This window comes from Litorivita sp. NS0012-18 (genome assembly GCF_040371945.1).
Taxonomy (GTDB): domain Bacteria; phylum Pseudomonadota; class Alphaproteobacteria; order Rhodobacterales; family Rhodobacteraceae; genus Litorivita.
The window spans coordinates 1-533 of record NZ_BAABWS010000016.1; the positions used below are offsets into that span (position 1 = coordinate 1).

The following is a 533-nucleotide window of genomic DNA, read 5'->3' on the forward strand; positions in this document are numbered from 1 at the left end:
GTGCGTTTCGTGGACATATCGCAGTTCCGAGTTCTATTCGCGGGTCGTCTTTCGCAAACGCTGTCTAAGTTTGGCGAGAAGGTCCTTATCGATGAGGTCGAAGCGGCTCTCGGCGCGGTCATGGGTCGTTACGGCGCAATTCTCGATGACTACTCAATCAGTTCCTATTTTGAGCAAGGCAAGGGTCGCCATCTCTACATTCTTGAGTTGTCGGGACAAGGTGACCTTGGGCCTGCTGAGCACGTTGCTGAAGAGATCGACAAGACGCTTAAATCGGAGAACGCCGGTTATGCGACGCGGCGCAGGGACGATGTCGGAATACTTGTGCCCAAGGTGGTTTTCGTAAAACAGGGAACGTTTTCATCATGGATGGGTGCAAAGGGAAAAGCCGGTGGGCAACACAAAGTACCCCGAACAGTTGACCGCGAGCATGTTCAGGAACTGCGCGCGACCTCCGACGGCCTTAGATCGAAAATCGACTGAGTAACTCACATGGTCATTTTGATCGGCAACAGCCAATCCGCCAATGCACT

1 protein-coding gene is annotated in these 533 nt (G+C 53.1%); it reads left to right on the top strand.

All coding sequences use genetic code 11. The features are described from left to right. Positions 1–483 (top strand): GH3 domain-containing protein (locus ABWV64_RS15945; RefSeq protein WP_353347073.1); only part of this gene is annotated, 483 nt, incomplete at its 5' end. Positions 484–533 lie beyond the last annotated feature (50 nt).